Source organism: Veillonella rogosae JCM 15642 (genome assembly GCF_002959775.1).
Taxonomy (GTDB): domain Bacteria; phylum Bacillota; class Negativicutes; order Veillonellales; family Veillonellaceae; genus Veillonella; species Veillonella rogosae.
Genome location: NZ_PPCX01000007.1, coordinates 60,358 through 86,147 on the forward strand (window position 1 = coordinate 60,358; position 25,790 = coordinate 86,147).

Consider the following 25,790-nt stretch of genomic DNA (forward strand, 5'->3'; position numbering starts at 1 on the left):
TGGGTGAATCTGTTGAATTGGCTTGAATCGATAGGTAGAACCGTAATAAACGGCCTATCGCAGATGGGTAGTGCTACATTATTAGTGTGGCACACTATAAAACAACTAAAAATGATTAATCTGTGGCATGTATTTCAGCAGATGGCTCACCTAGGGGTGGACTCATTGCCGATTATAAGTTTGACGTTGCTCTTCGCAGGTGCGGTTATGACTTTGCAGATCACAGATGTATTAATTACATATGGCGCACAAAGCACAGTTGGTGGTCTTATGGCGGTAGCTATGGGACGTGAATTAGGTCCTATTTTAGTAGGTGTCGTGCTAGCTGGCCGCGTAGGTGCTGCCATTACTGCAGAAATTGGTACTATGAAGGTAACAGAGCAAATTGATGCTCTTCGAGTTATGGCTGTTGATCCAGTCGGTTACCTCGTAGTTCCTCGTGTTGTGGCTTGTATGGTAATGGTTCCAATCTTGGCCTTTTACGGTGTGGTAATTGGTATTGCCGGTGGTTACTTTGTAGCTACTGCTATTAAAGGGTTGGCTCCAAGTACATATTTAGATTCCATTCAAATGTTCTCTACTATTTCTGATTTTACATTAGGTTTAATTAAATCTAGTGTATTCGGCGCGGTCATTGCGTTGGTAGGTGCATATAAGGGGATGGAAACTAAAATGGGCGCAGAAGCAGTAGGCTTCTCCACAACTAGTTCTGTAGTAACTAGTATCATTTTAGTATTTGTATTAAATTACTTTTTATCTACTTTGTTATATTAGTAGAAGTTTTAGAGGGATTTATGATAGAACTACGCAATGTTGTAGTTGCCTATGAGTCGCGTGTGATTTTAGACTCCGTTAATCTCACTATTAATGATGGGGAAACATTAGTTATATTAGGTGGTAGTGGTAGTGGTAAAAGTACATTACTTCGCTTGCTGATTGGCTTACAACGTCCTACATCGGGGCAGATTATCGTAGATGGCACAGATATTACAACATTATCTGAAGATGAATTTAATACAGTACGAAGAAAAATGGGCATGGTGTTCCAATACTCTGCTCTTTTTGACTCTATGTCGGTGGGGGAAAATGTAGCCTTTGGTCTACGTCAACATACGAAGTTAGGGGAAGACGAGATTAAACGCATTGTGGCAGAGCGACTCGACTGGGTTGGTCTTAAAGGATATGAATCCTATATGCCAAATGAATTATCTGGTGGTATGAAGAAGCGTGTTAGCTTGGCTCGTGCTATTGCACTAGATCCGAGTTTAATTCTTTATGATGAGCCATCGTCTGGTTTGGACCCAATTACATCAGGTACAATTAGTATGCTGATAAAAGGGATGCAAAATCGGCTTGGTTGTACATCTATCGTAGTAACACATGATATGCAATCTGCATTTTATGTAGCCGATCGCATAGCTTTACTTGATAAGGGGCGTTTTGTAGAGATTTCTGATACAATAGACTTTAAGAATTCTACAAATAAAAAGGTACAACAGTTTATTAATGGCGAAGCAGAACCGATTAACGTATCTGCGATGGGAGATATATAATGAAGTGGACGACGGAGGCCAAGGTAGGGGCTTTCACAATAATAGGTATAGCTTTATTTATTGCGGGCATACTATTTGTAGGACGCATTGATATATGGGCTAAACCACAAATGACAATTACTGGTGATTTTGCTCAAGTAAATGGTTTGAAAAATGGCAACCAAGTTAAATTCTCTGGCGTAGCCATCGGGTCAGTTTCTGATATTGAAATTACACCGCGTGGCGTTGTAGTTAAGATGAAACTTGATGAAAAAACGCAGATTCCAAGTGATTCTACTTTCACATTAGGCTCTGATGGTTTCTTGGGTGATAAATTTATTCAAATTTCACCGGGCCATTCTAAAGTATATTTACAAGATGGTGACTCTGTTAAGGGGGAAGGCGTTGATGCTATGGAAAAAGCCATGCAAAGTGCTCAGAAATTAATGGATGGCACCGAAAAAATGTTACAGTCTATCAATAGTATCATTGGTGATCCTGCAACTCAAAATGCGCTCAAGCATTCCTTGCAATCTACAGCGGTGATGGCTGATAATGCAGTAGCCATTACTGAAAATATGGCGAACGTAACTGCCCAGTTAAATCAAGCTGCTCAGCAATTTAACGCTGATGGTAATGCAGGCAATGATATGCGTGCTATTTTAACTAATTTAAAACAAACTACGGATCGTGTAGATAATATGGCTCGTTCCATGGAATCTACTGTAACAGATCCTAAAGCGCAAGCAAATATTCAGGAGACGTTACATAATACGGCGCAAATCTCTGCTCGTATCAATAAATTGATGGGTGGTAAAGCATACCGAACTGATGTAAATGGAAATGTTGTAGAGGTTGGTACAACTGAAAAAAAGTCCTCCCCTAAGGTTGAACCATCTGTAGATATGTTGTATAACACAACAGATAATGAATTCCGCATCAATGGTCGACTTCGTGCATTTAACGATAAAGGAATGGCTGAAATTGGCTTATCCAATATTGGGGATGATACAAAATTTGATTTAAATGCAGGTAAATTTATCAGTTCTAAATGGTTAGTGCGTGGTGGTATTTTTGAAAGTGAATTGGGCGTGGGCGTAGATTATAATTTACGTGGCCCTGTATCCTTGTCTGCTGCTATGTATGATCTTAATCATCGTAAATATCGTATTCGTAGTGATATACGTTTACATAAAGATACCTATGGCGTTATTCAAATGACCAGACCATTCAGCTCTACGAATGGAGGTACCTATTTCGGTATTAAACAAGTATTCTAATGACTAATACATTTACTCTTTATGAGTATGGAGGTACATATTATGAATAAAAAGGTATTATCCTTAGGCGTAATGCTCTCCTTAGCTACTACTGGTGTAATGGCTGCCGATAGCGTAACTACATCTGTTAATAATGGTGATCAACTTACTAAATATCAGAAAGAGGCTATTCAGTTAACACAAAAACAATTGGCTAATAAAGCAGTTCAAGATAGCAAGACTTATGAGCATGCACTTGCTCTTAATGAGACTCGTACTATTGATTTAGCATTGGCGAATAACCGTACTGCAAAACAAACTAAGTGGGGTTATGAGGCCGCAAAATCTGCTGTGAGTCAAGTAGCTGCTGGGAAAAATCCAAGTGTAAGTTATGCTTGGAATGCACAGAGAACCGGAGGCGATACTGGTAGTGGTAAGTCCGGTAGCCATAATTTCTCTATTAGTGCGCCTGTATTCCATCCTCAACTTGATGCAAGCATTGATTCTGCTCGTTATACTCGTGAAGGTACTGGTGCTAGTTATGAAGAAGCACTTCAGCAAGCAAAATACGACGCTATTAGCGGCTACTATACATTGATTATGAACCGTAATCTTGTTGATGTAGCGCAACAAGCTGTTAAAGACTATCAAGGCCATGTAACAAATGTAGAAGCACAATATAATGTAGGCTTAGTAGCAAGCTCTGATGTATTGGCAGCTAAAACAAATCTTGCTGAATCTGAAACATCTCTTGTGAAAGCGCAAAACACTGCAAATTTGGCAGAAGCAAGCTTGAATCAAGTCATTGCATATCCTGTACAAACATCTATTACCACGGCAGAACATGACTTGCAATACAAGCCATACAATGTAACATTAGAGCAAGCTAAAGCGTATGCTATGCTTCATCGTTCTGCTCTTGTAAAATCTGCCCTTGATGTGAAATCTGCTGAAGAAGCTGTAAGATCTGCTAAAGCTGGCTACTTACCGACTGTAGCGGTAAAAGCTGGTCGTGGTTATATTGATCCAGATGGTTACTTTGGGACAAGCACAAAATCCTGGAGCGTTGGTGCTAGTGCATCTTGGAGTTTATGGGATGGCGGTGCTACACAAAATGCGATTAAAAAAGCAAATGCACAACTTGAACAAGCTAAAGAAGCTAACTTAGCAACTGTAGATGCTGTTTTATTAGCAGTACAAAAAGCATATTTGAATTTGCGTTCTGCAGAACAAACGATTCAAAGTACACAAACTGCAGTAGCTCAAGGTCAAGAAAGCTTCCGTATCGCTACACTTCGTTATCGTGCAGGCGTTGGTACTAACCTTGACGTTCTTGATGCAGAAACTAAATTGACAACAGCTCGTAACAATTATGTACAAGCTCTTTATAACTACAATATTAGCATTGCAGCGCTTGAGCAATTAACAGGTGTTCCATTGAATACTCCAGTTGGCCAAGGTGCTGAGGTTATTGCAAATAGTGGTGCCCTTGAACAATTAGCTAAACTTGGTAGTAATCAATAATATAATATGTAACCTAAAAAGACGACTTCGGTCGTCTTTTTTGCTACTACAGCATTTACTTTCGTATTTTATATGTATATTTCATATTGGTTTAGATTAAGTGTGTTATCGTAAAAAAGCAATTAATTTCCCATATATGTGTAGTCGTATAACTCAATGTACTTATATTAGAGTAATTGTATTAGCAGTGTACTTATAGTAGAAATTGATTAGTGTGAAATTATATTAGTTTTATAAAATTTACCCCTAAAACACTATAGTTATTACTGTGTCTGTGGTAAGATTAGTATATATATTTATATTATTCATAATGTGTATGGGAGTATCATTATGACCCGTAAAAAGTGGTGCCTTATAGGTGCAGCGATTTTAGGTTTATCTGGTATTGGTGCCAGTATCAATCCTATCGCTCAAACGTATGTAGCACCAATGGTTAAAGAACAAGTAAATAATGCCATAAACGGATCTGTAAACTATGATTCTCTACGTATTAACTGGAATGGTGATGTAGTTCTAACGGACGTTACTATTAAAGATAGAGATGATCATTTAGTAGGGACTGCACGAGAGGTAGCAGTAGGGGTTAAGCTATCTGCTTTGCCTGGTATTATTACAAGTAATACATCAGGGGCAACGGCTATTTCAAGTGTGATTGTAGAGGCGCCGGATCTTCATATCTGGCAGCTAGCTGATGAATCGTGGAGTGTAGAAAAGTTAGTAAAACCATCTGACCCTAATAAGTCGGGTAGCTTTGATGGTTCTATTACAATACATGATGGTCGCGTAGCTGTACGAACTAAAGATGGTCTAAAGAGAAATGTAGAAAGTCTCGATGGTACTATGGCACTTAATATGGGTGGCATGTCTAAAGGGGCATTTACTGCTGATATTGATGGTTCTTCTGTTGTATTAAATGGCACCATTGATATGGACCATGTATCTAATTTCGATCTTTTTGTACAAGCAGATGAAATTGATACGGCAGGTTTCATGAGTTTTGTACCACTTCGTAAAGATTTATCTGTTACGGGTGGGAAATTACAAGACTTACATCTCAATGTTAAAAGTGAAGATGGCAATTACATTATGAGTGGCAATGCCAGTTTTAAGGGCTTAACAGGCACTTATAAGCGTGGTAATACTATATATAATATTACCGATGGTACAGGCCGCATTATGCTAAATCATGACCAAATCGTTATTAGTCGCAGCTCTTGGCGTGTTAATGATCAAGTAGCCAAGGTTAATGGTCTTGTTACGTTAGGTAAAGAGGAAGAGTATCTAAACCTCAATGTTGTGGCCGATAAGGTTGCTTTAGAAGCGCTTACCGATGTAGGCATAACTGGTGTTGTAGGTGGCCGTGCACATATCGGTGGTACAACGGTAGCTCCTCGTGTAGATGCTACGATTAGCAGTGATGGTATTTCTTATAAAGAGTATTATGTTGATCGTGTACAAGGTGATATTATCTATGATGATGGATTAGTTCGCCTTGAAAATACTCGCTTGTCAATTGGCGAAGGTAATGCAAAGGTTAATGGTCAATATGTAGTTGATACAGGCGACTTTGATGCTACAGTAAAGGCCCAGAATTTACCTTTGGATACTTTTACAAAAGATATGTCTACCCCTGTTACAGGGAATGTAGATGGTGAGGTTCGTATCTTAGGTAAAAATAATCAAGTTACGGATGTAGTGGGCGCAGTTGAAGGGCGTCAAATCGGCATTCGTGGTGTAGTAGTTGATGCGGCGAAAGCTAATTTTACCCATAGTGATAATCGAACTAATCTAACCCTAGTAGGCAATATGGGGGATGGTGCATTTAGCGGATATGGCTATATCCAAAATGGTAATGTAGATGCTACTATTTCTGGTAATGCCTTACCATTGACGTCATTAAGCCCTATTATCGGACAAGATGTAGATGGTACGTTGAATACGTCTATTACAATAAAAGGTGTTTTGGATAATCCAAATGTGACCGGCACTGTATGGGGGCAAGAGGTTCACTATAAAGGGGCTCGATTTGATAATATCCATGGGGATATTCAGTTGGATAATCATGTTCTCACCATCACAAATGGACATGTTGGAGATGCTAGTGGCGGCTATGATGTAACAGGCTGGTATAACATTAATACTGATGCATTAGACTTAAATGCTCGAGCTCGTGCAGTACGTATTGAAAATCTAATCCGTACAGTTACAGATATTCCAATTACAGGCTGGTTTGAAACAGATAACCATATAACAGGTACTGCGGCGAATCCTATTATAGAAGGTCGTGCTCATTTATGGGATGGTTCTGCGTATGGCAAGCTTGTAACTAATGCCTTTGCAAAATACAACTATAAAAATGATATTTTAGAACTGTACCGCTTTGATATCGAAGGTTATGGTGCAACCATCACTGGCGGAGGTACAATCTCTAAAGACGCCATTAATGTTGATTTTGAAGGTAAGAACATTGATATGGGCAGATTGCTCATCAATACAGACTACAAAGTTGACGGTTTAGTATCGGGGCGCGGGATTATCACGGGTTCTATGGATAACCCTCAATTTAATGGATACATATTATCTGATGCACTATCGATTAATGGGGAATTATTAAATGATATTCATGGTCATGTGTATGCAGATAAAACAGTAGTAAATGTACAAGACTTTACTTTTGCTGAAAAAGATGGAGGCCGATATGTTGCTAAAGGCGGCATGAAGCTTGACGATAGTAAACAATTATTTGGCGTATTAGATGTTACTAATGGTAGCGTAAAGAATTTATTAACCTTACTAGATCGCGCCAATGAACATCTTGATGGCAAGTTAAATGGCTCTGTAGAAATTGGAGGCACAAAGGATAATCCGAGTGTTAATGTAGTAGGTAAGATTAACGATGTAAGTATTGATGACAAGGTTGTAGGTGACGCAACTCTCAATGCTAGTCTTGCGAATCGTAAGTTCAAAATTACAACCTTAAAATTGCCTGTTGATGAAGGGCTCATTGCGATGGGTGGGACATTAGATCTTGATGGACAAGCAGATTTACAGGTTGCATTAAAGGATGTTGATATTGTACCGTTCTTGCCGTTAGTAGGTAAGGATATTCAAGCTACAGGTTGGATAACTGGTGTTATAAATGTTACAGGCGAAACTAAAAATCCTAAGGTTGAGTTATCTAGTTCTGTAGAGTCAGGTTCGTTTAATGGTATTGGCATTGACGAAGGCTTTGTATTAGCTACCATGCAAGATCATGTCATCCAAATTCAACGAATTCAAGGTGCTAAAAGTGGTTACAAGCTAAGCATTTACGGTAAGGTTCCGTTAGCAGCTATTTATACGTCTGGCTATATTCCAGCAAATGACAGTAAGTCCATGGATGTAACAATTGACTTTAATGAAGCTGATATGGCGGTTATTCCTCTTGTAACGACGAGTGTTAAAAATGCGACTGGTCCGTTAAAAGGTGTTATTAGACTTACTGGTACTATCGATCAACCTGAAGCATATGGTACCGTTTCAGTTCGAAATGGTACGATGAAGCTAACTAGTGTGGAAAATGAAATCACAGGTATTGATGGAGATTTGATTTTCTCTGGTCAACAAGGTGATTTCCAATCTCGTATTAATATGGGTAAAGGTTCTGCAGGTTTAGCTGCTAAAGTAAATTGGTCTGGTCATAGCCTTACTAATTACAAAGCTGCGGTTCAGCTTGATGGCTTAGAGGTGCGTAGTGAATATGTACGAGGACCATTAAATGGTGAGCTTTATATCGCGGATAGAGATGGTTTGCCTACATTGATAGGTAATTTGAATCTTGAAAAGGTTCAATTCAAAATCCCTCTTTCCATGGAGTCTAGTGAAAGTACTAGAAATATGGGTGTCGATGTCACTGTTCATGCAGGTAAAGGTGTACGCTTGTATGATCGTACATTGTATAACATGTTTATCAGCGGTGATGTTCACTTTGGTGGTACATTGCAAAATCCAACAGCTAGTGGTCAATTCGATGTAAGAAATGGTACGTTTAAATACTTGAGCCATGTATTTAATATTACAAAAGGGAAAGCTCATTTTGTAGGTGGTTCTTATTTGCCTAACTTACAATTAGAGGCTGAAACTAATGTAAGCAATTATAATATCATGCTCAGTGTAAAAGGGACTGTTGATCATATGGACTTAACATTGTCATCAAACCCTAATTTGTCTCAAAAGCAAATTATCTCTATGTTAACCTTTGGTCGAGGAACAGATTCAAATAGTAGTACTTTAACAAATGATGATGTAAATGCTGTTGCTACAGCAGGGTTACAAATGTTTGCCTTTGGTTATGTACAAGATGCATTACAAAATACATTAGGCTTGGATCGTATTAATATTACTACAGGTTCCATTGATCCTGATGAGCCGACGAATAAGGAAACCGCGGGTAACTATAATATTGAAATTGGTAAGTATGTATTACCGAAAGTTATGTTGACCTATTCTCAAGGTATAAATAACAAGCAAAAAAAATATGGTATAGAGTATTCTGTTAAACGAAACCTCAAGTTTACTGCATGGCGCACATCGCAAGGAAACAATTATATCGGTGGTCGTTGGACACGAAGCTTCTAAGTGTGTGGCTAGAATGTGTAAACCCTATAGGTATGCACATTCTAGTCATATTAATTTCATAAAATTTGTTTATAGTAGTACTCATTCCACGTAATTTATGCTATAATAATAAAGATTTATTAGTCTTTATAAAACAAGATGTAAACTCTTTATGGGGATGAGTTCTAGGAGGAATTTATGTTTAAACCAAAAGCCTATAAAAGTATGCTTGCAGCGTCCGTGTTGACGGCTGTCATGGGGACAGGCAGTGTATTTGCTGCTGAGGTACAAGCTGGCTATACTCCAGATTTAAATAGCACAACAACAACTAGTGCTGCTACTGCTAATGATGCAGCTACTACTCAAGCTGTTTACAATGCTGATGCAACTACTACAACTACGCAAGATGAAACTGATGCGGCGATTTTAGCTGCTCGTGGTGATACAACTGTATCTAGCGATGGTACTGTAGTAAAAGGTTCTGACGGCACTGTTACAGTCAATAATGCAGCTTTAAAAACTGATGACAAACAAGTAAAAATGGTATCTAAAACTACTGGTGGTACTGACCTTGATAAGGCTGCTGAAAATGGCCAAACTCAAGCTGTTACAACAGTAGAGGCTCAATATGTTTCCTCTGCTAGTGCAGAAACTGTGAATCCATATGTAGGTAAGTTGATTACTGGTTTATCTATCTCTGGTGTTACGGCTCAGCAACAAGCAGATTTATTGCCTATTTTGACTGAACGAGTGGGCGATGCTGTATCCGTTGATGGCGTATTTAGAGACGTAACTAACCTTGGCAATACAGGTTATTTCTCTGAAGTTAACCCTGTGTTCACAACAGTACCTGAAGGCGTTAAATTGGACTTTGCTGTTACAGTAAATCCAATTACTACAGGCGTATCCTTCGAAGGTAATACTGTTTACACATCCGAAGTATTGACTAAGTTCATGGATATCCAACCGGGTCAAGTTCTTAACTCTGTATACGTTGGTCAAAAAATTCAAGGTATCAACGCTGCATACGCTCGTGATGGCTACATGTTAGCTCACGTTGATGGCATCCGTGTAGATGACCAAGGCATGCTTCATGTACATATCGTAGAAGGCATTGTAGAGGATATCATTCCTGCTGGTAATAAGAAGACTCGCGATAAAGTTATTACTCGTGAATTTGTTCAAAAGAAAGGTAAACCTTTCAACAAATTCTTGGTACGTCGTTCTGTAGAGCGCGTATACAACTTAGGCTTCTTTGACGATGTAAACGTTCGTATGTTACCTGGCGAACAAGATCCTAACAATGTAATCATTGAAATCGATGTATTGGAACATAAAACTGGTACTATTACATTAGGTGCTGGCTACTCCAAATCTGACGGTTTGATGGGTATCATTGAGTTTGGTGAAGAAAACTTCCGCGGTACTGGTGATAAATTTAAAGTTCACTGGGAAATCGGTGGTAAGAAAAAATACAAAAACTACCAAATTTCTTACTTAAAACCTTGGATCGATAGCAAAGGTACATCCCTTGGCTTCTCCTTCTTCAACCGTGAAGATGAATACACAGACTACAATGAAGATGGTAATGAAGTAGCAGAATACAATAAGAAATCTCGTGGTTTCAATATTTCCTTCGGTCGTCAAACTGGGGAATATACACGTGATTACTTGACATTAGAATCCCGTAAAGATTCCTATAAATGGGATAGTGATGATAGCTCTGGTTATCGTTATGATACTGATGCTATTTCCAATACAACCGGTAGTGGCAATGATTGGGATAATAGAAAACCTGGCACGAACCAAAGTTGGAACTTTGCGTCTAATAACTATGTGAAAAATAACTTTGGACGCATTAACTCCATTACATGGCAAAAAGTATACGATTCCCGTGACAATATCTATGATCCAACACGTGGTCGTCGTATTTCCTATACAGCACAATGGGCTGGTCATGGCTTAGGCGGTGACTTCGACTTCTACAAATTCACAGCTGAAGCACGTATGTATAAAAAACTAGGTGCTAAGAATGTATTGGCATTCCGCGCACGTGGTGGTTTTATCCAAGGTGATGCACCTTATAGCCAATTATTCACATTGGGTGGTGCTGACTCCTTACGTGGTTATGAAGATGATCAATTCCGTGGTAAGTACATGTATAATGCTACATTGGAATTCCGCTTCCCAATCGTTAAAAAGGTTAGTGGCGTATTGTTCACTGATATTGGCGACGCATGGGACGCTCCAAATGTTACATGGTACAACAGCAAGAAGACCTTTAACTATGGCGTTGGTGCTGGTGTTCGTGTTACAACACCTATCGGTCCTGTTAAACTTGACTATGGCGTGGGTAAACACAAAAATAAATTCCACTTCAGCTTCGGTACACAATTCTAATATAGTAAAAGTATATGGTGGAAGCCTCTTTTCGGAGAGGCTTTCACCAATATCTCTATATGGCATCCTTTGATGCAATAATTTACAGAAAAATTTATAGAAATGAGGGCACTCTATTATGATGCGAATGATGAATAATAAGGCGAATGTGAAGATTTTTTCCATCGTCATTGCTACCGTATTTATTATCGGTATTGGTGCATTAGCATACACTCAAATGGCTACTCCTAGTGGTAATGGTGGGGCTAGTACAATTGGTGTTATCGATACATCTCGTATGATGTCTCAAGATAATCCATTATTTGTGTCTGCCGCACAAGAGTTTATGAGTTATCAAAGTAAATTACAACAAGAAACTCAAGCTAAAATTGATGCAGCACAAGATGATGCGACGAAACAAAAGTTAGTAGAAGAAATGCGTCAAAACTTGGCTAAAAAAGACCAAGAAATTGCTAAATCTATTCAAGATAAAGCTATGGAAGCAGCAAAAGCTGTTGGTGAGGGTAAAGGTTTAAGCGTTGTTATGTCTAAAGAAACTGTATTATACGGTGGCGTAGATATTACAGATCAAGTGTTGAAAAAATTAGCTAGCGATGCAAAAAAATAAGCTGTAGTTCTATGTAAGGGAGAACGACAATGGACGGGAAAAAACGATATATAGGATTAGTCATATTTCTCGTTGCTGCAATAAGTGCTATGGTTTGGGCCTATGGGTTTGTAACAAATCGCCAACAGGGGCCAAATGGGGTATCCATAGGTGTTGTGCGTATTGATGATGTATTAGCGTTTAATCCATCTTATGAGGATTATAAGCAAGCTAAAAATGAGCTAGATCTTTTACAACGTCAATATGAACTTGAGCAACAAGCCTTAAATGCCAAGTCGGAGACACAAGATGAACAGTTGAAAACACTTGCACTGGATTCAACCTTGTCAGATGCTCTTACGGTGGAATTGCAAACTCGTATTGCAACAAAAGAAAATGAACTAAATCAGCAATTAAATGCTAAGCGTAACGAATTGACTCAAAAATATTTAGCTGAGTTAAAAGTAAGTACTAATGAATATGATCTAGAAATCGTAAACCTTCAATTAGATTTATATGCCTATGATGCTCGTGTATATATTGACGATGCACAAAAGGCAGCCGCTATGGATGAAAAAGCCAAGAAAGAAGAGCGATTAAAAGAATTATTAGCTAAACGAAAACCATCGAATCTCGATGTGGATTCTATAAAAGCAAAGGTACAGGCTGAGCTTGCCCCAATGCAACAAAAAGGACAAGAGGAACTCAACCAATATGCAGCATCTCTACAGAAGGAGTTAGCAGAAAAACGAGATTCTATGGTGCAACAACAAGCACAAGCTATCATTGCTAATAACAACCTTCCTGTAGCGCAAGAGTGGAATGATACATGGGCGAAAAAGCTTTCTGATAAAGAGGCAGAAGTGAGCGCTATTCATGAAGCTATTTTGGAAGATGTACGCATGCGCGTAGCTGTAATTGCAAAAGAACAACATTTAGATTTAGTCATTATTGATGACGGTGGTAATATTAAAGGGCTTGATATTACAGATGCAGTAAAGGCATCTTATCGAGTTCAATAAGGAGTTATATAATGAATAAACGTATTAAATCTTTAGTATTGAGTGCAACTTTAGTGGCTTCTATGGCGATTTTAGGTGGCTGTGGATCCAATAATATCGGTTATGTTGATACAATGAAAGTAGCTAACAGCACTGAAAAAGGTATCGAGATTACTAAAGAAATTAACGCTAAAAAAGCTGAGTTGAATAAGAAAATTGAAGCTGCTGATGATGCTTCCAAACAAAACGTATATAACCAAGCATCTCAAGAGTTAACTGCTTTTACAAATGCAAAAGCACAAGAATACCGTCAATACCAAGAGCAAAAAATCAATGAGCTTGTAAAAGAGAAAAAACTTGATGTTATTATTGAAAAAGGTGCTGTTGTAGGCGGTGGCGCTGATGTGACTGAAGACTTGATCACCAAAATGGGTAAAGCATCTGAAGCTCAAATAAAAGAAGCTGAAGAAGCTGCGAAAGCTGAAGAGCAACAAGAAGCTCAACAAAACGCTCAACAAGCAGGTCAAGCTGCAGCAGCAGCTACTACTGAAAGCGCACAATAATTAAGGATTATCAAAGGGGGAGGAGTTTACCTTGGAAAAAACTTTACAGGAACTCGCAACATTGGTAGGCGGTCGCGTTGTAGGCGATGAGTCTATTGTCATTACTGAGACACGTGGCTTTGAACAAGCTGTTAAACAATCCATCACTTTTGCTATTGGTGAATATGTTGAACATATCGCATTATGCCAAGCGGGTGCTGTTATCGTTGAATCTGAAGTTAAAGATGCACCGATGGCACAAATCGTAGTTGATAATGCAAAAGCAGCATTTGCACAAGTGTTAGAGCTCTTCCATCCACCTGTTGTAGTGCCACGTGAAGTACATAGTACGGCAATTATTGGCGATAATGTAACTCTTGGTAACAATGTATCTATTGGTGCCTATTGTGTTATTAATGATAATGCTGTTATCGGTGATAATGTAACGATTCGCCCTTATGTATATATTGGTCATAATGTGCGTATCGGTGAAGATGCCGATATTTATGCAGGTGCTATTGTTCATGAAAACTGTATTTTAGGTAAACGCGTTGTATTGCGCGCTAAAGCAGTTATTGGTGGCGAAGGTTTTGGTTTTGCTACGGAAAATGGTGTTCATACTCACATTCCTCAAGTAGGCAATGTTATTCTTGAGGATGACGTAGAAATTGGCTCCTGTACTACTATTGATAATGCTACAATGGGATCTACATTAGTTCGTCGTGGTACAAAAATTGACAATCTTGTTCACCTTGGACATAATGTTGAAATCGGTGAAGATTGCTTCTTGATTGCTCAAGTTGGTATTGCTGGTAGTACAAAATGTGGTAATCATGTAATCTTTGCAGGTCAAACAGGTTGTACCGGTCATATTACAATTGGTGATAATGTACAATTTGCTGGTAAAACTGGTATCACTGGTAATGTACCATCTAATTCCATCATGGCTGGTTATCCAATGAGACCGCATAAAGAGTGGTTAAAATTGGCAGCCTATGAAAATCGTTTGCCAGATATGGTGAAAACTGTAAAACAATTACAAAAAGAAATTGATGCTTTGAAAGCGCAGCTTAAGGAGAGCTAATAATCCATGTATAGGTTTATGAAAATCTTTAGTGCCTTTATTTGCTTATTACCTAAAGGTTTGCAATATGCTATTGGCACATTGCTTGGTGAAATTGCGTGGCTAGCGGTACCGCCAAAACGCAAGCGTCTGGCAATAGGCCAAATTCTATTCTGTAATATTACGGATGATCCTAAAGAAGCTCGTCGTATTGCTAAAGCTAGTACAACTCGCTTTGGCCGTATGATTATTGATGTATTGCGATATCCTGAAATTAAGGATGGCGCATACAAAGATATGGTAGAGTTTATTAATCGTGAGTACTTAGATGATGCTTTGGAAAACGGACGAGGAGCTATCTTAGCAGCTGTTCATAGTGGTAACTGGGAATTGCTAGGCGGTGTACTCGCGTCTGAAGGCTATCCATTGATTTCTGTAGCCATGAAACAAAATGGTGATGCAGACAAGTTTATCAATGAATATCGTCGTATTATGAACCAACATGTAACGTATAAAACTGGTGTACGTGAAATGATTAATGAACTTAAAAAGGGTGCTTTTTTAGGGCTTATCATGGATCAAGATCCAGGTGATGATGGTGTTCTTGTGCCATTCTTTGGTTATGAAACATTAACAGCTGCTGGTCCCGCTGTGTTGGCTCGTATGCAAGATGTACCTATTATCTTTGTGACCATACATTATAGTCCATACTCTGGAAAACATGAGCTTGAAGCTCATCCACCGATTTATGTGGAACGTACAGATGATAAAAAACGCGATATAGCTGTTACTACAACTCTACTTAATGAGTTTATAGAAGACTATATTAGACGTTATCCTGAAGATTGGTTCTGGCTACACAACCGTTGGAAGTGGACTCGTCGTTTCTACGGTGAACAAATAGAAACGCCACCAGATGTATACCAATAATAAATAATTATAAAGAGATTTTATTTATGTAAAAGTAGAAATATTCTAGATAGAACTGATTCCTACTACATAGATGAAATCTCTTTTTATTTTGGGAATTATTACGCAGTATTTAAAAATAAGCTATTATAATTTTAAAGAATAAGAATAGACTTACAAAATAGCGTAATATATGGTAAATTTCTTGTAACACCTATGCAAATAGGGTATAATACATAGTGGTGTATAGTAAACGTGAATTCAGATTATGAAAGGACATTCTTATGAGTAAGCCCCAACAAACAATAGAAAAGGCTGTTTCATATCAAGGGATTGGCCTTCATAGCGGTGAACCAGTACATATGGTTTTCAGACCTGCACCTGAAGATACAGGAATTGTGTTTGTCCGCACGGACATTGAAGGTCAGCCTTCTGTGCGAGCACACATTGATAATGTGACGAACACTATGCGCGCTACCACATTGGAAAATGGTGAGGCAAAGGTATTCACTGTAGAGCATTTGATGGCAGCGTTCAGTGCTATGAATATTGATAATTGTTATATAGAAATGGATTCTCCAGAGCCTGCGGTAGGTGATGGCAGTAGTGCTGTTTTTATCAAGCTTATTGAAGAGGCGGGCATTGTAGAACAAGCAGCACCGCGTCATATATATAAAGTGACTCGATCCCATGCTATTTATGATGGAGACCGTTTTGTTTTGATTTTGCCGTATGATGGCTATCGTATGACATTCACATCTATTAACAGTCATCCGTTGCTTGGCATACAACAATGTGACTTTGAAGTATCCCCTGAATATTTTAAAGAGCATATTGGATCTGCTAGGACTATCGGATTTATGAAAGAGTTAGAACAATTACAGGCCATGGGCCTTGCTAAAGGCGGCAGCCTAGATAATGCATTAGTTTATGATGATGAGAAATGTTTATCTGTACCACGCTTTGATGATGAATTAGTTCGTCATAAGGCGCTAGACGTTATAGGTGACTTATTCTTATTAGGACCAATAGAAGGTCATGTAATTGCTTTGAAATCGAGCCATGAATTAAATTCTAGATTGGCTCGTAGTATAATGGAAGAAATAAGGGAGACACAGCCATGATTCTTAATCACGAAGATATTTTAGAAATTTTACCTCATCGTTACCCAATGCTTTTGGTAGATCGAATTGTTGAGTTAGAACCTATGAAACGTGCTGTGGGCATTAAGAATGCTACATTCAATGAATTGTTCTTCCAAGGTCACTTCCCAGGTAACCCAGTAATGCCAGGTGTATTGCTTACAGAAGCAATTGCTCAAGTTGGCGGTATTGCTTTATTGTACCCAGAAGAAAACCGTGGTCTTACTCCGATGTTTACAGGTATTGATAAAGTACGTTTCCGTCATCCAGTAAAACCTGGTGACCAAGTGCGCATGGAAGTTGAAATCGTAAAAATTAAAGGTAAGATGGGCAAGGTTGAAGGCCGTGCCTATGTAGGCGATAAATTGTGCGCTAGTGGTGAATACATGTTTGCCCTTGTATAATAGAATGAGGAGTGATTGTAGTGATAGTTGTAGGCATGGAAAATGCAGAATCCAACATCCATAGTACAGCCATAGTCCATCCAAATGCTAAATTGGGCAAAGATGTAATCGTAGGCCCCGGAGCTGTAATCGGCGAGAATGTCGAAATTGGCGACGGCACAAAAATTGGTGCAAATGTTGTAATTGGTGGTTGGACAACCATTGGCAAGCGTTGTGAAATTTATCCGAACGCATCTATTGGGTTGGAACCTCAAGATTTAAAATTTAAAGGCGAAAAAAGCTATTGTAATATTGGTGATGAAACGGTTATTCGTGAATTTGTAACTATTAGCCGCGCTACTGGAGAAGGTGAAGAGACACGAGTAGGCAATAACTGCTTGCTTCAAGCATGTACACATGTGGCTCATAACTGTATCGTTGGCAATAATGTAATTATGAGTAACTGTGCAGGTCTTGCTGGTCACGCTATCGTTGAAGATCGCGTGGTAATTGGTGGTCTTGCTGGCATTCATCAATTTGTTAAAATCGGTCGCAATGCAATGGTTGGCGGGATGGCTAAGGTAGTACAAGATATTCCACCTTATGTTATCGCTGATGGTCAACCTGCACGTGTTATCGGTCTTAACTCTGTTGGTTTATCTCGTGCAGGTATTTCTGAAGACGTACGCCGAGATTTGAAACAAGCTTTCCGTATTATTTATCGCTCTGGATTTAGTTTGTCCAAAGCTATTGAAGAAATGGAAATGCAACTTGATTCTTCCGTAGAAATTGAAAACTTATTACGCTTCTTGCGCAATGCCGATCGTGGTATTATGCGTACACGTCGCGACTAAATTTAAGGACCTCGTATTATGTACGAGGTCTTTTTTGTGGGCTAAAAATATCTGATAAAATGATGAAGAAAAGGGCATAAACCGTGGTGTTTTAATGGTAAAAAGTGGCTATTTATAGTACAATATATTGTATATGATTATGTCTTTTTCTAGTCAAATCATTATAAATTTGAGATTATTAATTGATATATAGGCCATAGAGCCGTCTAGGAGGTAAAGTCTTGGCAAAGGTAGGATTAATTGCGGGCATTGGTGCTTTGCCTGTAGAATTCATGCGCGCCGCTCATGTATTAGGCCACGAAGTGGTTGTTATCGGTGTGGTACCTGATATTGACCCAGCTTTGAAAGCTGAGGCCGATGCTTTCTATGATATTAGTGTTGCTAAACTAGGTAAAATCTTCAAGACCTTAAAAAATGAAGGTGTTGTTGAGTTAACTATGTTAGGCAAAGTAACTAAGGAAATACTCTTTAAGGGGCTTAGCTTCCCCGATTTGAAAACACTAGGTGTTCTTAAACGGTTAAAAAATCGCAAGGATGATACAATCATGCTTGCCATCGTTGATGAAATTGAAAGAGAAGGCTTTAAAGTATTAGATCAGACCGTATACTTAAAACCATTTATGCCTAAGGTCGGTGTATTTACAAAAGCACAGCCAACAGAAGAACAATGGGCAGATATATGCTTTGGCTTTGAATTAGCGAAACAAATGGGCGGCCTTGATATTGGGCAAACTGTTGTTGTTAAACACAAAGCGGCGATGGCCATTGAAGCCATTGAGGGTACTGATAAGTGTATTTTGCGCGGTGGTGAGCTTGGCCGTGGTGAGGCTGTTGTAGTAAAAACAGAAAAACCAAATCAAGATGTACGCTTTGATGTACCTGCAGTCGGTATAAAGACATTGATGTCCATGATTGACAGTGGCTGTAAAGTGCTCGCTGTTGAAGCGGAAAAGACTATTTTTGTACAACAACAAGACGTTCTTGATATGGCCAATCGTCACGGTATTGTTATTTGTGCTGTAGACCAAGAATTTGTAAATTCCAGAAAGGATGCATAATGAAAGTCATGTTTTCTGCCGGTGAAGCATCCGGCGATACTCATGCGGCAAGTGTTGCCAATGCATTGAGAGAAATTGATCCTTCTGTAGACATGTTTGGTATGGGCGGCACCTTGATGGAGCGCGCTGGTGTTCGCATTGTATATGACATTAAAAACCTTGGCGTCATTGGTATTGTTGAAATTGTAAAATCATTACCAAAATTTTTTAAGTTACGGACGTACTTAAAACGCGTCATGATGAAGGAAAAACCGGATATCCTCGTTTGTGTAGATTATCCTGGGTTTAATATGAAACTTGCTGCTGTAGCACATGAATTGGGGATTCCCGTTCTTTATTATATTGCGCCTACGATTTGGGCTTGGCACAGCAGTCGTGGTAATACGATTCGCAAGTATGTAACAAAGGTTGCATCTATATTCCCCTTTGAAGCTGAAGCATATCGCAAATATAAATGCGATGTAGAGTTCGTGGGACATCCCTTATTAGATATCGTACATCCTACGATGACTAAAGAGGAGGCAGAAGAATACTTTGGGGCTCGTAAAGACGCTAAAAAGGTACTGCTCATGCCTGGTAGTCGCAAGCAAGAGGTTTTATCTTTACTTGACACGATGTTAAAAAGTGGTGAGCAATTGATGGCAAACCATGAAGATATTCAATTCTTTTTGCCTCGTGCACACACCATCGATCGCAGTGAGTTAGAAACTTTCATAGATGTTCATAAGGTGCCTGTTACTATTACAGAAGACCATACATATGATTTGATGCAAATTTGCGATGTGTGCCTTGCCGCATCAGGAACTGCTACGTTGGAAACGGCTATGATGGAATTGCCAACTGTATTATTGTATCGCGTATCTCCTATAACGTATGGTATTGGTAAGATGGTGGTCAATGTAACACATGTAGGATTACCTAATATCGTGGCTGGTAAAGAAGTAATCCCTGAATTATTGCAAGATGCTGTTACACCAGAGGCGATTGTATCCTTAGTAGAACCACTCATTAGTGATGTAGAAAAGAATGAAGCTATGCGTAGCGAATTACGTGAGGTACATCATAAATTAGGCGAGCCTGGTGCTGTAAAACGAGTAGCACATCTTGTATATGATCTCGGTAAGGAGAAATGTAATGAATAGTTATTCTAGGCTCTTATATTTTGTAAAGCCTTATTATAAGCGCATGATTTTTGCAGTGTTCTGCATGATTGTCGCTGCTGCTGCCTACTTGGTAGTACCTTGGCTAATTAAGAACGTAGTTGACCAAGTATTAGACGAAAAGAATATGTTTATGTTGAACCTTATTGTAGGGGCCATCATTCTAATTTTCTTAATTCGTGGTTTCGCTACTTATGGCCAAACTTACAATATGTCTTATATTGGACAACGGGTAATTATCGATGTACGAGAGTCCATCTTTAATCATTTACAAAAATTAAGTTTATCTTACTTTGATCGACGCAAGACAGGCGTTATCATGAGTAATCTTACGAATGACGTTGCTGCCTTGCAAACCGCTGTTGTAGATAATTTGATTTCCTTTATTACTGAATCCGTAACACTTATTGGTTCCTTGGTGTCTATGCTTCTCATCGACTGGAAATTGACACTCGTTACCTTTATTACAGTACCAGTGGTATTGGTGATTATTAATGTGTTTGGTAAAAAGCTTCGCGTAGCAGGTCATGACGTACAAGGTCGTGTAGCTGATATTACAGCACTTTTACAAGAGGTTATTAGTGCAATTCGAGTTGTGAAATCCTTCGCTCGTGAAGATTTTGAGCGCCAGCGTTTCGAAGATGAAAACGATCGTAACTTTAGAGCTGTTATTAAGGCTACTAAATTGACAAGCTTACTAAGCCCAATGGTTGAATTCTCTGCAGCTATTGCTGTAGCAGTTATTCTTTGGTACGGTGGTTATTCCGTAGTAACTGGCACAATTACGGCTGGTTCTTTAATTGCATTCTTGATTTATGCTATTAACTTGTCTAATCCTGTAAAACGATTGAGCCAAGTATATGGTAATATTCAAAAGGCCTTGGCTGCTGCGGACCGTGTATTTGAAATTTTAGATACTAAGACGGATGTAGTAGAAAAAGCTGATGCCATTACATTGCCTCATATTAAAGGTGATGTTGAGTTCAAAGATGTGTCCTTCTCCTATGATGGAGAAAAGATGGCACTAGAAAACTTTACCTTGTCTGTTAAGGCTGGTGAAAGCGTAGCCCTTGTAGGTCCTTCTGGTGCAGGCAAGACTACTTTGGCAAACTTATTACCTCGTTTCTATGATGTTACAGGTGGCTCAATTACTATTGATGGTTACGATATTAAGGATGTTACTTTTAAGTCCTTGCGCGAGCAAATCGGCCTTGTACCACAAGAAACTGTATTGTTCAACGCTACTATTAAAGAGAATATCTTGTATGGTCGTTTGGACGCTACTGATGAAGAGGTATATGAGGCGGCTAAGGCTGCTAATGTGCTTGAATTCGTTGAAAAGATGCCTGATGGCCTCGATACTATCGTAGGCGAACGAGGCAGCTCCTTATCCGGTGGTCAGCGTCAACGCGTTGCTATTGCACGGGCTATTTTAAAAGATCCTCGTATTCTAATTTTAGATGAAGCTACATCTGCATTAGATACAGAGAGTGAAAAACTTGTACAAGAGGCACTCGATCGCCTCATGAAAGGGCGTACAGCATTTGTTATTGCCCATCGATTGAGCACTGTTCAAAATGCTCATCAAATTGTTGTACTTAATCAAGGTCGCTTGGTAGAGCAGGGGACTCACCAAGAGCTATTAGCTGTTGACGGCGGATTGTACAACCATCTCTATTCCGTTCAATTCTCCCACAAAGGATAACCATGTACTGGATATATAATGTATTGCTCATAATCTATTGGATTGGCTTGATACCGGTTATTTTATACCGACTCGCCTTTGAAGAAGGTTTCTATGAGCGTATCAAACAGAGTGCAGGCTATATGCCAGCCTCACTATTAAAGAAAATTGAAGGACGCCGTGCCATTTGGATTCACGCTGCTTCTGTAGGGGAAATTGTGGCTACTAGTCCATTGGTAAAAGAGGTTAAAAAGGAATTTCCTGAAGCTGTCGTAGTTGTGTCTGTTGTTACTGCAACAGGTCATGCTATGGCACACCGTATCATTCCTGAGGCAGAAGGGATTATTTTCTTCCCTTTAGATTTGCCATATTTAACTCGTAAAATTTTGCACATTATTAAGCCAATTACTATTTTGCTTGTAGAAACTGAAATCTGGCCTAACTTCTTGCGTATTGCTCAATCGGAAAATATTCCGGTTATGATGGTTAACGGTCGTATTTCTGACCGCAGTATGAAACGTTACAAGTATATTAGCGCTTTCACTCGCGAAATGTTGCGTTCCATCGAGCGTTTCTGCATGCAGTCTAAATTTGATGCGGCTCATATTGAATGTTTAGGTGCTCATACACCAGATATTACAGTAACAGGCAATATGAAATATGATCAAACTTATGCCACTGTATCAGACGAAGAAAAACAAGCACTTCTTGATGAATTTGGCTTTGGTAACAATCATCCAATCATCATCGCAGGCAGTACACATAAGGGCGAAGAAGAGACTATTTTTGAAACTTTCATACAGGTTTTAAAAGAATATCCACAAGCTCGATTATTAATTGCACCTCGTGAAATCTATCGCGGCCATGATATACAAAATCTTGCCAAACGTTATGAACTGAGTGCAATTTGCCGTAGTGATATGAAAGAACCCGTGCATGAAGGGATTCCTGTTGTTATCTTGGATACCATCGGTGAGCTCGGTCGTCTTTATAGCCTAGGGGATATCATCTTTGTAGGAGGTTCTCTTGTGAAGACTGGGGGCCATAATATTTTGGAACCTGCTGCACATGGTAAGCCAATTTTAGTTGGCCCACATATGTTTAACTTTAAAGAAATCTTCGCACTGTTAAATTCTCGCGGAGCTTGTGAACAAGTGAAAAATGGCAAGGCCTTAACAACTATGGTCTTACGCCTATGTAAAGATAAGGATTTATCAACGGAAATGGGTCAGAACTGTCTTGATATTATTCGTGAAAATCGTGGTGCTACACAACGTAATACACAAGAATTACGTTTGTTATTTGAAAAACATCAAATTATTCCGTAAGACTATAAAATTCGTTTCATTACTCTATCATATTACATAATCGGAGGGGTCACCTATGAGTGGGGAAGCATTATTCAAATCCATAGTTAGTGGTGAAAATCAATCCATATTAGGTGATATAGCTCGTTCTAGCTTAGGCTTTTTAAGTAAAGGTTATGAGAAGGCTGTATCCATGCGCAATGCTAAATTTGATGAAGGCAAAGGCGTTACAAAAGTTACAGTACCTGTTATCAGTGTTGGTAATATTACGGCTGGTGGTACTGGTAAAACACCGATGGTACGATTTATCTGTGATGTACTCACCCAAAAGGGCCTTCATCCTACGGTGCTTAGTCGTGGTTATCGAGCAGAAGATAACAAGAAGAATATCATTATTTCTAAAGATGGCACAATGCTTGTAGAACCAACTATTAGTGGTGATGAAGCTTGGCTACTTGCAAAGGTTTTGCAAAAATCTAATGTTATTATCGGTCGTGAACGATCAAAATCAGCAGAGATTGCTATTAATGAACTCGGAGCTGATTGCCTTGTAATGGATGATGGATTTCAACATCGCGCATTAGCTAGAGATATTGATATCGTGCTTATCGATGCGTCTAATCCGTTTGGCTATGACCACGTATTACCACGTGGTTTATTGCGTGAACCACTCAGTGGTTTACAACGGGCTCATATCATTGTCCTTACGAAGGTAGATCAAGTGGCACCAGGTATTGTGTCGGGTATTCGTAAGCGCTTATCTCAGCTGGTTCCCAATAAACCTGTCTATGAAACTACACATAAGCCTCAATTTATGTATACCTTGGATGAGTGGGCTAATGGTACTACTGGTGCTCCTGTAGACTCCTATAAGGATCGGCGTATTATGGCAGTTAGTGGTATAGGTAATCCACACTCCTTTACGCAAACTTTGACTGATGTAGGATATAATGTGGTTCATACTTTACCGTTTGGTGATCACCACGACTTCACTAATGATGATGTAGTAGACATTTGGAAAGAAGCGTTTGCTCATCAAGCTGATGCAATTTGCATTACAGAAAAGGATGCGGTGAAGTTGAGTCAATTGCATGCAATCGAAGACTTGAAAATACCGATTCTAGTGCTATCTATAGGGATTGAGTTTATTTCTGGAAAACAAGAATTCATAGAAAATTTAGAGATTTAGTGTATAATGATAAGATACACGAATAACAGAAATGGGGTTTTATTGTGAAGTTTGGATGTGTCATTCCTGCCCGTTATGGTTCTACTAGATTACCTGGTAAACCATTAGCTGATATCGCAGGAAAGCCGATGATTGAACGTGTTTACGATAGGGTGTCTCAAGCAACAAAAACGGCATGTACTATTGTTGCTACTGATGATGACCGCGTTTATTCTGCAGTTCAACAATTTGGGGGAACTGTTATGATGACAGACCTTAATCATCCGACAGGGACTGATCGATTAGCAGAGGTTGCTAGTCATTATACTGACTTAGATGTAGTTATCAATGTCCAAGGTGATGAGCCTATGATTGAGCCAAACCTTATTGATGACTTGGCCCATCTATTTGAAGAGGATCCAAACTTACAAATGGCTACCGTAGCCACTCCTTTATTAGAGGAGGAATACGATGAACCGTCAGCGGTAAAGGTCATTTTAAATAATCGCAATGATGCGATGTATTTTTCAAGATCTTTAATTCCCTATCCTCGCCATGATTTTGTGCGAACTCCATTAAAACATATTGGTATCTATGCGTATCGTAGAGATTTCTTATTACATTACGCTAAGATGGAGCCAACTGCTGCAGAGCAAACAGAATCGTTAGAGCAATTACGCGCTCTTGAAAATGGCTATACTATTCGTGTTATTCTTACAGATAAACGATTTATCGGTGTAGACACACCGGAAGACTTAGCTCGTGTAAATGCAATTTACGAGCAAGAGGAGAAATAAATGAAAACAGTTCAAATTAAAGATATTACAGTAGGCGGTGGCAAAGGCTTATTCGTTCTTGCTGGACCATGTGTTATCGAGGACTATGATCGCACATTAGCCATTGGTAAACGTGCAAAAGAGATCTGTCAGCGTTTAGGTGTTCCATACATCTTTAAAGCATCTTTCGATAAAGCTAATCGTTCTAGCTTTGGCTCCTTCCGTGGCCCAGGTCTAGAAGAAGGTTTAAAAATGCTCGCTTCTATTAAGAAGGAACTCAACGTACCAGTTGTAAGTGATATTCACTCTATTGAGCAAATAGAGCCTGCTGCTGAAGTATTAGATATTCTTCAAATTCCAGCTTTCTTATGCCGCCAAACAGACCTTGTCTACGGTGCCGCTAAAACTGGTAAATGCGTAAATGTTAAAAAAGGCCAATTTATGGCGCCTAAGGACATGGAAAATGTTCTTAATAAAATGAAAGAAACAGGTAATGAAAATCTTATGCTTACAGAACGTGGTTTTAGCTTTGGCTATAACAACCTCGTAGTAGATATGAGATCCTTCCCAATCATGCGCTCTTTCGACTATCCTGTAATCTTTGATGCTACTCATAGTGTTCAATTACCAGGTGGTGCAGGTACTAAATCTAGCGGTAATCGAGAATTTGTACCTAACTTGGCTCGTGCAGCTGTAGCTAGTGGCGTGGATGGCTTGTTCTTTGAAGTGCATGACAATCCAGAGGAAGCATTATCCGATGGTCCAAACATGTTGTATTTAGATCAATTCGAAGCTGTGCTTCGCGATTTAGTAGCTATTGATAAAATCGTAAAAGGTTAGGGGCGG

General features: G+C 39.1%; 21 protein-coding genes. All 21 read left to right on the plus strand.

Going from position 1 to position 25,790, the window contains the following annotated elements:
- Window positions 1-12: 12 nt before the first annotated feature.
- The 21 genes from VRHSUH09_RS03680 (at window position 13) to kdsA (ending at window position 25,784) form a co-directional block, all read left to right on the plus strand.
- Window positions 13-774: an MlaE family ABC transporter permease gene (locus VRHSUH09_RS03680; RefSeq protein WP_071587059.1), complete on the plus strand. Its 762-nt coding sequence runs from the start codon at window positions 13-15 to the stop codon at window positions 772-774.
- A gap of 20 nt (window positions 775-794) precedes the next feature.
- Window positions 795-1,553 carry an ABC transporter ATP-binding protein gene (locus VRHSUH09_RS03685; protein ID WP_105081419.1) on the plus strand — a complete coding sequence of 253 codons (759 nt, stop codon included), beginning with the start codon at window positions 795-797 and terminating at the stop codon, window positions 1,551-1,553.
- Window positions 1,553-2,812, plus strand: a complete 1,260-nt coding sequence (locus tag VRHSUH09_RS03690) for an MlaD family protein (RefSeq protein WP_105081420.1) — start codon at window positions 1,553-1,555, stop codon at window positions 2,810-2,812. The genes VRHSUH09_RS03685 and VRHSUH09_RS03690 overlap by 1 nt, the downstream gene beginning before the upstream one ends.
- A 42-nt stretch (window positions 2,813-2,854) precedes the next feature.
- Window positions 2,855-4,315 carry a TolC family protein gene (locus VRHSUH09_RS03695; protein WP_054747783.1) on the plus strand — a complete coding sequence of 487 codons (1,461 nt, stop codon included), beginning with the start codon at window positions 2,855-2,857 and terminating at the stop codon, window positions 4,313-4,315.
- Between the two features lie 330 nt (window positions 4,316-4,645).
- A complete protein-coding gene (locus tag VRHSUH09_RS03700; RefSeq protein ID WP_105081421.1) occupies window positions 4,646-8,932 on the plus strand; it encodes a translocation/assembly module TamB domain-containing protein in 4,287 nt (1,428 codons plus the stop codon).
- A gap of 177 nt (window positions 8,933-9,109) precedes the next feature.
- A complete protein-coding gene (locus VRHSUH09_RS03705; protein ID WP_054747785.1) occupies window positions 9,110-11,311 on the plus strand; it encodes a BamA/OMP85 family outer membrane protein in 2,202 nt (733 codons plus the stop codon).
- 118 nt (window positions 11,312-11,429) lie between these two features.
- Window positions 11,430-11,918, plus strand: a complete 489-nt coding sequence (locus VRHSUH09_RS03710; protein WP_105081422.1) for an OmpH/Skp family outer membrane protein — start codon at window positions 11,430-11,432, stop codon at window positions 11,916-11,918.
- A 29-nt stretch (window positions 11,919-11,947) separates the two neighbouring features.
- Window positions 11,948-12,919 carry a coiled-coil domain-containing protein gene (locus tag VRHSUH09_RS03715; RefSeq protein WP_105081423.1) on the plus strand — a complete coding sequence of 324 codons (972 nt, stop codon included), beginning with the start codon at window positions 11,948-11,950 and terminating at the stop codon, window positions 12,917-12,919.
- An 11-nt stretch (window positions 12,920-12,930) separates the two neighbouring features.
- Complete coding sequence (locus VRHSUH09_RS03720; protein ID WP_054747791.1) at window positions 12,931-13,461, plus strand: OmpH/Skp family outer membrane protein; 531 nt, start codon at window positions 12,931-12,933, stop codon at window positions 13,459-13,461.
- Window positions 13,462-13,492: 31 nt separating this feature from the next.
- A complete protein-coding gene (lpxD, locus tag VRHSUH09_RS03725) occupies window positions 13,493-14,524 on the plus strand; it encodes a UDP-3-O-(3-hydroxymyristoyl)glucosamine N-acyltransferase (RefSeq protein ID WP_054747793.1) in 1,032 nt (343 codons plus the stop codon).
- 6 nt (window positions 14,525-14,530) lie between these two features.
- A complete protein-coding gene (locus VRHSUH09_RS03730) occupies window positions 14,531-15,433 on the plus strand; it encodes a lysophospholipid acyltransferase family protein (protein ID WP_009352643.1) in 903 nt (300 codons plus the stop codon).
- A 263-nt stretch (window positions 15,434-15,696) separates the two neighbouring features.
- Window positions 15,697-16,536 (plus strand): UDP-3-O-acyl-N-acetylglucosamine deacetylase, encoded by an 840-nt coding sequence (lpxC, locus tag VRHSUH09_RS03735; protein WP_105081424.1) that lies wholly within the window; start codon window positions 15,697-15,699, stop codon window positions 16,534-16,536.
- Window positions 16,533-16,958 carry a 3-hydroxyacyl-ACP dehydratase FabZ gene (fabZ, locus tag VRHSUH09_RS03740; protein WP_009352668.1) on the plus strand — a complete coding sequence of 142 codons (426 nt, stop codon included), beginning with the start codon at window positions 16,533-16,535 and terminating at the stop codon, window positions 16,956-16,958. Before lpxC ends, fabZ begins: the two co-directional genes overlap by 4 nt.
- Before the next feature lie 20 nt (window positions 16,959-16,978).
- On the plus strand, window positions 16,979-17,791 hold the full coding sequence (gene lpxA, locus VRHSUH09_RS03745; RefSeq protein WP_105081425.1) for an acyl-ACP--UDP-N-acetylglucosamine O-acyltransferase: 813 nt from the start codon (window positions 16,979-16,981) through the stop codon (window positions 17,789-17,791).
- A gap of 221 nt (window positions 17,792-18,012) precedes the next feature.
- The gene (locus tag VRHSUH09_RS03750) at window positions 18,013-18,849 is read left to right on the plus strand and encodes an LpxI family protein (protein ID WP_105081426.1); all 837 of its coding nucleotides are present in this window, start codon (window positions 18,013-18,015) and stop codon (window positions 18,847-18,849) included.
- Window positions 18,849-19,991 (plus strand): lipid-A-disaccharide synthase, encoded by a 1,143-nt coding sequence (lpxB, locus tag VRHSUH09_RS03755; RefSeq protein WP_105081427.1) that lies wholly within the window; start codon window positions 18,849-18,851, stop codon window positions 19,989-19,991. The genes VRHSUH09_RS03750 and lpxB overlap by 1 nt, the downstream gene beginning before the upstream one ends.
- The gene (gene msbA / locus VRHSUH09_RS03760; protein ID WP_105081428.1) at window positions 19,984-21,714 is read left to right on the plus strand and encodes a lipid A export permease/ATP-binding protein MsbA; all 1,731 of its coding nucleotides are present in this window, start codon (window positions 19,984-19,986) and stop codon (window positions 21,712-21,714) included. The genes lpxB and msbA overlap by 8 nt, the downstream gene beginning before the upstream one ends.
- A 2-nt stretch (window positions 21,715-21,716) precedes the next feature.
- Entirely contained in the window at window positions 21,717-23,021 is a 1,305-nt protein-coding gene (locus VRHSUH09_RS03765) for a 3-deoxy-D-manno-octulosonic acid transferase (RefSeq protein WP_105081429.1), read from the plus strand.
- A 55-nt stretch (window positions 23,022-23,076) separates the two neighbouring features.
- Entirely contained in the window at window positions 23,077-24,189 is a 1,113-nt protein-coding gene (lpxK, locus tag VRHSUH09_RS03770) for a tetraacyldisaccharide 4'-kinase (protein ID WP_105081430.1), read from the plus strand.
- 44 nt (window positions 24,190-24,233) lie between these two features.
- Window positions 24,234-24,965, plus strand: coding sequence for a 3-deoxy-manno-octulosonate cytidylyltransferase (gene kdsB, locus VRHSUH09_RS03775; protein ID WP_105081431.1), 732 nt, complete (start codon window positions 24,234-24,236; stop codon window positions 24,963-24,965).
- Complete coding sequence (gene kdsA / locus VRHSUH09_RS03780; RefSeq protein WP_105081432.1) at window positions 24,966-25,784, plus strand: 3-deoxy-8-phosphooctulonate synthase; 819 nt, start codon at window positions 24,966-24,968, stop codon at window positions 25,782-25,784.
- The last annotated feature ends 6 nt before the right edge of the window (window positions 25,785-25,790 follow it).